This window comes from Aeromonas sp. QDB30 (assembly GCF_027707645.1).
Taxonomy (GTDB): domain Bacteria; phylum Pseudomonadota; class Gammaproteobacteria; order Enterobacterales; family Aeromonadaceae; genus Aeromonas; species Aeromonas caviae.
The window spans coordinates 1-6,441 of record NZ_JAPCIY010000124.1 but is presented as its reverse complement, the minus strand read 5'-3'; the positions used below and the strand labels follow the sequence as shown (position 1 = coordinate 6,441).

Below are 6,441 nucleotides of genomic sequence, written 5' to 3'. Positions count from 1 at the left end.
ACCCAGGGCGGTGAAGATATCAAAGACCCGTTTTCCGGTAAATCGCAATGCGGCTCCGCTTAAGTGAACAGCATTGCGCCAGATTGGCGGGGCTTTTTGTATCAACCGAACAGTGGGGGAGCCTGGCTCCCTGGCCGCTTACTGGTTGTGGCTGGCGCGACGGGGACGACGGGCCTGGGCCGGTTTGCCAGCGCCGCCTTCCGGACGCTGGCCGCCCTGAGGCTTGGGCTTGCCGCCGTTGCCAGTGCGATTGCCACCGCCGCTACCACCGGCGCCATTGCCGGAGCGACCGGCCCCCTGACGCTGGCCCTGGCCTTGCGGACGCGGCGCACGGCGCTGCTCGCTCGGATCCCGCGGCTCTTTGCGAAGCGGCGCACCGATGCCACGGGCGATGTTGTCGAGGGTCTCGCGGGAGGCTTCAAAACCGGCCACCTGCTCGCACGGAATGTTCTGCTTGGTCAGCCGCTCGATGGCCTTGATGAGCTTGCCCTCATCGGCGGCCACCAGGGAGATGGCGTGACCAGCGGCGCCAGCACGGCCGGTACGGCCGATACGGTGCACGTAATCTTCCGCCACGTTCGGCAGCTCGAAGTTGACCACCTGGGGCAGTTTGTCGATGTCCAGGCCACGGGCGGCGATGTCGGTCGCCACCAGCACCTTGACGCTGCCATCCTTGAAACCGGCAAGGGCGCGGGTACGGGCACCCTGGCTCTTGTTGCCGTGGATGGCGGCGGCGCTGACGCCGTTCTTGTCGAGGGTCTCGGCAACGCGGTTGGCCATGTGCTTGGTACGGGTGAACACCAGCACCTGCTGCCAGTCGTTGCTGGTGACCAGGTGACTCAGCAGGGCAATCTTGTTGGCCTTGTCGCAGGGGTGTACCAGCTGCTCGATGCGCTCGGCGGTGCTGTTGCGCGGGGTCACTTCGATCACCGCCGGGTTGTCCAGCAGACCGGTGGCCAGCTCGCGAATTTCGTCGGCGAAGGTGGCGGAGAAGAGCAGGTTCTGGCGCTTCTTCGGCAGCAGGGCCAGGATGCGGCGGATGTCGCGGATAAAGCCCATGTCGAGCATGCGGTCCGCTTCGTCCAGTACCAGGATCTCCACTTCGTCGAACTTGACGGCGTTCTGGTTGTAGAGATCCATCAGGCGGCCCGGGCAGGCCACCAGCACGTCCAGACCACGGCGGGTCGCCATCATCTGGGGGTTGATGCTCACGCCGCCAAATACCACGTGGCTGCGGATCGGCAGGTGCTTGCCGTAGTTGCGCACGCTCTCGCCCACCTGGGCGGCCAGCTCGCGGGTCGGGGTCAGCACCAGGGCGCGGATGCGGTTCGGGGAGACCTTGCGCTTGCTTTCAATCAGACGCTGCAGCATCGGCAGGGTGAAACCTGCGGTCTTGCCGGTCCCGGTCTGGGCGGCGGCCATCAGATCACGGCCAGCCAGTACCGCCGGGATCGCTTGTTGCTGAATGGGAGACGGGGTGTCGTAGCCTTGCTCGGCAACGGCACGCAACAAGGGTTCGGCCAGACCGAGGGAAGTAAAACTCATAGTTACCTGCTAGGGATAGGGGCGCCAAAGATCGTGGTGGGGCTCCTCTGCTGAGCCGATGCCATCTCACAGGATCCGGGCCTATAGAGAAAACAACGATTTCCCCGGGGAGCAGAGCAAAGGGGAAAGAATAGAGGCGCAGTCTAACGGAGTTGGCGCACTTAGACGAGGAAAATGTGATGCGCCTCCCAGCACGGCTGGAAATAGGGACGAAGGCAGGACAAAATGGCCCGAATCGCCGTATGTATCAATGCCCCTGCGCAGCCTGCCGGGGACGGCGCGATACACGGAACAGGAGGTTTTGATTGAAACGGAAGTTCACCCCCACCGCCCGGCGCATGCTGGGCCTCGTCCTGCCCCTGCTCTTCGCCCAGCCCCTCGCCGCCAGGGAGACCCTGTCGGTGGCCTGGAGCCACTGGCCCCCTTTCAGTCAAATCGCTGCCGACGGCACCCTCGGCGGACTGGACGTGACCCTGACCCGCCAGATCCTGGGCAAGGCAGGCGTGGAGCCCGCCTTTCGCAACCTCCCCTGGGCCCGGGCCCTCTACCTCATGGAGCGCCAGCAGCTGGACGTGGCCATGGGCGCCCTGAAAACCCCCGAGCGGGAGCGGTTCGCCCGCTTCTCCGCCCCCTATCGGCGCGCCAGCTTCGTGCTGCTGAGCCAGCGCCCGCAGGCCGGGAAGCCCGACGGCTGGCAAGGGCTCACAGAGCTGGCAACCCTCTGCCAGGCCAAGGGGCTTCGACTTGGCAAGCTGCGGGGTACTCGCCCCCTGCCGATGAACGAGGAGTGCCCTGCCCTCGGGCAGGCGAGTGAATACAACAGCGATGACAGGCTGCTCACCCTCTTGCTGGCGCGCCGCCTCGACGGCGTCATCATGGAGTGGCAATACGCCCGCTACCAGCTCGGGGCGAGCAATGCCATCCAGTGTCAGGTGCTCTTGCACCAGCAGCCGGTGCGCCTGATGTTTGCCAAAAAGGCCGTGAACGATGAGGCGCTCGCCCGCATCGATGCCGCCATCGCCACCCTGCCCTCACCGGATCCCGCCTTTGCGCCGCCCCGCTGCCGCCTGGACGCAACCCGGCACCCATCGCTCTCGACGCCATCGGCCCCCTGACGCCGACGCCGGCAAAAAACCATGAAAAAGGCGACCCTGGGGTCGCCTTGTGGTATCTGGTGATCACTCACCTGGCCCGCAGCGTGATCAGCGCAGCTGCGGGGTCTGGGTGTGCACGCCCTGGTTCTGGGCGCGGTGGCGCAGCAAGTGATCCATCAGCACCAGGGCCAGCATGGCCTCGGCGATGGGCACGGCACGGATGCCGACGCAGGGGTCGTGACGACCCTTGGTGATCATCTCGGTGGCCTCACCGCTGGTGGTGATGGTCTTGCCCGGCACCGTGATGCTGGAGGTAGGCTTGAGGGCCATGCTCACCACGATCTCCTGACCCGACGAAATGCCCCCCAGGATGCCCCCCGCATGATTGCTGGCAAAGCCGGCCGGAGTCATCTCGTCCCGATGCTCGGAGCCTTTTTGCTCCACCACCGCGAAGCCGTCACCGATCTCCACCCCTTTCACCGCGTTGATGCCCATCATGGCGTGGGCGATGTCGGCGTCGAGGCGGTCGAACACCGGCTCCCCCAGGCCTACCGGCACGTTGCGCGCCACGACGCACACCTTGGCCCCCACGCTGTTGCCCTCTTTCTTGAGGGCACGCATGTATTCATCGAGCACCTCCAGCTTGCCCGCATCGGGGAAGAAGAAGGGGTTCTGCTCGATCTGGCTCTCGTCGAACCCTTCCGCCTTGATGGGGCCGAGCTGGGAGAGGAAACCCACGATCTCGATGCCGTGCACCTGTTTCAGGTACTTCTTGGCGATGGCCCCCGCCGCGACCCGCATGGCGGTCTCGCGGGCCGAGGAGCGGCCGCCGCCACGGTAGTCACGCTGGCCGTACTTCTGGTGATAGGTGTAGTCGGCGTGACCCGGACGGAACAGACCCTTGATCTCGGAGTAGTCCTTGGAGCGCTGATCGGTGTTCTCGATGAGCAGCCCGATGGAGGTGCCCGTGGTCTTGCCCTCGAACACCCCGGAGAGGATCTTCACCTCGTCCGCCTCGCGGCGCTGAGTGGTGTAGCGGGACGTACCGGGCTTGCGCCTGTCCAGATCCCCCTGCAAATCGTCTTCGCTTATCTCCAGCCCCGGCGGGCAGCCGTCGACCACGGCGCCCAGCGCCAGACCGTGGCTCTCGCCGAAAGTGGTGACCCGAAAGAGTTGGCCGAAACTGTTCCCTGCCATGAATGCTCCTTGCTGCTTAGTTCTTGTAAATGGCGAAATGGGCCTGGTACTGCTCGAGCTCTGCGCGGGTCATCACAAAGACGCCGTGGCCGCCGTTTTCGAACTCGACCCAGGTGAAGGGCACCTCGGGGAACTGGGCTTCCAGGTGGATCATGCTGTTGCCCACCTCGACCACCAGCACGCCATCCTCTTTCAGGAAGTCGGCGGCATTGGCCAGCAGACGTTTGGTGAGCTTGAGGCCGTCGGAGCCCGACGCCAGGGCCAGCTCCGGCTCGTGGCGAAACTCCTCCGGCAGATCCGACATGTCCTCGGAGTCAACATAGGGCGGGTTGGAGACGATGAGATCGTACTTGTCACCGGCCGGCAGATCCCGGAACAGATCGGAGCGAATGGGGATAACCTGCTGCTCCAGCCCGTGATCGTTGATGTTGCGCTCGGCCACGTTGAGGGCATCGACGCTGATGTCGATGGCATCCACTTCCGCATGGGGGAACTCGTGGGCCATGATGATGGCGATGCAGCCGGAGCCGGTGCACAGGTCCATGATCCGGGTCGGTTCGTCTTTCAGGAAGGGGGCGAAGCGGTTGGCCACCATCTCGGCGATGGGGGAGCGCGGAATGAGCACCCGTTCGTCCACGTAGAATTCCCAGCCCGCATACCAGGCCTTGTTGGTCAGGTAAGGCGCCGGAATGCGCTCCTGCACGCGGCGGATGATGAGCTCGGCGATGCGGTGGCGCTCGCTGGTGGTCAGGCGGGAGTGGCGCATGCCCGGATCCACGTCCGGCGGCAGATGTAACGCGGGCAGCACCAGTTGCACGGCCTCATCCCAGGCGTTGTCGGTACCATGTCCGTAGAAGATCCCGGCGTCGTTGAAACGACTCATGGCCCAGCGCAACATGTCCTGGATGGTGTGCATTTCGGCAACCACCTCATCGATAAATATCTTGTCCAAATCCACCTCCAAGTCGAGTAATATCCGGCCCGAGAATTTTATACAGCGAGCAAGACGAGTACCTGATGAAAAATACGCCCTCACTCACAGACGAGGAAAGCCTGCTGTTTCGTGATGCTGTCAAAGGTACCCGGAAAATTAAGCAAGATACCATAAGGGCCTCCTCAAACCCGGTCAAGCAGAAACGCGAAGTGCGCGAGAGCCGCGAAAAGCTTGGGGTTGACTACTTTTTCAGCGACGAGTACCAGCCCCATCTCGAGGCGGACGGGCCGACCCGTTACGTGCGCGACGACGTGTCAAAATTCGAGCTGAAAAAGCTCAAGCGCGGCAGCTACCCGCCGGAGATTTATCTGGATCTGCACGGCATGAACCAGCACCAGGCCAAGCAGGAGCTGGCGGCCCTGCTCACCCTGTGCCGAAAAGAGAACATCCACGTCGCTTCGGTGATGCACGGCATCGGCAAGCACATCCTCAAGCAGCGCATCCCGAGCTGGCTGGCCCAGCACCCCGCTGTGCGCGCCTTTCACCAGGCGCCGCGGGAGTGGGGGGGCGAGAGCGCCATCCTGGTGCTGCTGGACATCGAGGAGTGACCCCCTTCCCCGCCCCGCCTTGCCCCGGGCGAACGCCATAAAAAAACCACCGCCAGCTTGCGGTGGTTTTTTTATGGCGCCCCACAGGGGTCAGCTGGCGGCTTCCATATGTCGCTTGAAGTTATCCAGGATGCTCTGCCACCCCGCCCGCTGCTGTTCGCCGCTGTGCAGGGACTCGGCATCGAACCGCTCCTCCACCCGGGTGCCCCCCTGCTCTGCCACGAACCGCACGCCCACCTCGCGGCCATCGTCCATGACGTAGCCGAGCCCCGTCGGCGCTGTGACCTCGGTGAAGGTCCCCTCGAAATCAAACCCCGTGCTGCCATCCCGCGCCGCCATGTGGTGGCAAAAACGCCCACCCACCCGCAGATCCACCCGGCTTTGGGGGCAGTGCCACTGCGGAGAGGCGGCGTTCCATGCCATGATGCTGGCGGGGGTGTTCCAGCCCTGCCACACATCGGCAATCGGCCTGGCAACCCAGACGCTGACGCTTATCTTCATCTCTCTGATCCTCTGGCTTTCCTGCACGTTTTGCACTGTGGCACTGTAATGCCACGCCGGGCGCATCGGGCTGCGCCAAAAAGTGGGCCACCAGGGCATTGGCATGGCCGTGGCCCATGGCGTGTTCGTCCTTGAGCCAGGCCACCAGGGCCATGTGTTTGCGCTCCTCCCGCCCTGCCAGCAGGGTCAGCCAGTGGGCGATGGGCTGGCCGTATTTCTGCTCGATGGCAGGAAAGTAGGAGGCAGGCCCCTTCACCTTCGGTTGTTCATCCATGATGGCTTCTCCTCGGGGTGAGTACAGGCTCAGGGTTTGGGGGCGAACTGCTCGAACACCTGCTGTCCGGTCAGGGTCGGGGTGTCGTTCTTGAGGGCATAGAAGTCAGGCTTCTCGTCGATGAAGATCTGCCCGGTGAGCTCGAACCCCTGATCCTGAAACAGGCCGGCGGAGAGGATGTACTCGTCCGTCGGCAACAGATGGTAGAAAAGTTGACATCCTCCCCCACCTTAGCGCTTCGCGTCACAGGAGGGGGATTCCCATTACTGGGTGATAGCTGCTCGCGCA

The 6,441-nt window shown here is 63.9% G+C and carries 6 protein-coding genes and 2 pseudogenes; 2 read left to right on the top strand and 6 right to left on the bottom strand.

All coding sequences use genetic code 11. From position 1 onward, the window contains the following. Nucleotides 1–138: 138 nt before the first annotated feature. Nucleotides 139–1,545, bottom strand: coding sequence for a DEAD/DEAH box helicase (locus tag PG896_RS20250; protein WP_069784634.1), 1,407 nt, complete (start codon nucleotides 1,543–1,545; stop codon nucleotides 139–141). 305 nt (nucleotides 1,546–1,850) lie between these two features. On the opposite strand from PG896_RS20250, the gene PG896_RS20245 reads away from it, so the two are divergent. Further along, nucleotides 1,851–2,660 carry a substrate-binding periplasmic protein gene (locus PG896_RS20245; RefSeq protein WP_410198466.1) on the top strand — a complete coding sequence of 270 codons (810 nt, stop codon included), beginning with the start codon at nucleotides 1,851–1,853 and terminating at the stop codon, nucleotides 2,658–2,660. Nucleotides 2,661–2,747: 87 nt separating this feature from the next. Here PG896_RS20245 and aroC read toward each other — a convergent pair whose 3' ends face one another. Then, nucleotides 2,748–3,836, bottom strand: a complete 1,089-nt coding sequence (gene aroC, locus PG896_RS20240) for a chorismate synthase (protein WP_270836148.1) — start codon at nucleotides 3,834–3,836, stop codon at nucleotides 2,748–2,750. 16 nt (nucleotides 3,837–3,852) lie between these two features. Beyond that, a complete protein-coding gene (gene prmB / locus PG896_RS20235; RefSeq protein WP_041211581.1) occupies nucleotides 3,853–4,788 on the bottom strand; it encodes a 50S ribosomal protein L3 N(5)-glutamine methyltransferase in 936 nt (311 codons plus the stop codon). A gap of 65 nt (nucleotides 4,789–4,853) precedes the next feature. Between prmB and smrB the strand changes: the two genes are divergently transcribed. Beyond that, the gene (gene smrB, locus PG896_RS20230) at nucleotides 4,854–5,378 is read left to right on the top strand and encodes an endonuclease SmrB (RefSeq protein WP_103857929.1); all 525 of its coding nucleotides are present in this window, start codon (nucleotides 4,854–4,856) and stop codon (nucleotides 5,376–5,378) included. 90 nt (nucleotides 5,379–5,468) lie between these two features. Here the strand turns inward: smrB and PG896_RS20225 are convergent, their stop codons facing one another. The 3 genes and pseudogenes from PG896_RS20225 to PG896_RS20215 all read right to left on the bottom strand — a co-directional run. Beyond that, nucleotides 5,469–5,879, bottom strand: a complete 411-nt coding sequence (locus PG896_RS20225) for an SRPBCC domain-containing protein (protein WP_270836149.1) — start codon at nucleotides 5,877–5,879, stop codon at nucleotides 5,469–5,471. 91 nt (nucleotides 5,880–5,970) lie between these two features. Then, nucleotides 5,971–6,153 (bottom strand): annotated as a pseudogene (locus PG896_RS20220) (DUF4287 domain-containing protein); the annotation flags it as partial. Between the two features lie 29 nt (nucleotides 6,154–6,182). Then, nucleotides 6,183–6,374: pseudogene (locus PG896_RS20215) on the bottom strand (GFA family protein); the annotation flags it as partial. Between the last annotated feature and the right edge of the window lie 67 nt (nucleotides 6,375–6,441).

Bases quoted from the DNA above. Each gene is read 5' to 3' on its own strand.
- PG896_RS20225 (WP_270836149.1), bottom strand. From the start codon at position 5,879: ATGAAGATAAGCGTCAGCGTCTGGGTTGCCAGGCCGATTGCCGATGTG.
- aroC (WP_270836148.1), bottom strand. From the start codon at position 3,836: ATGGCAGGGAACAGTTTCGGCCAACTCTTTCGGGTCACCACTTTCGGC.
- smrB (WP_103857929.1), top strand. From the start codon at position 4,854: ATGAAAAATACGCCCTCACTCACAGACGAGGAAAGCCTGCTGTTTCGT.
- PG896_RS20250 (WP_069784634.1), bottom strand. From the start codon at position 1,545: ATGAGTTTTACTTCCCTCGGTCTGGCCGAACCCTTGTTGCGTGCCGTT.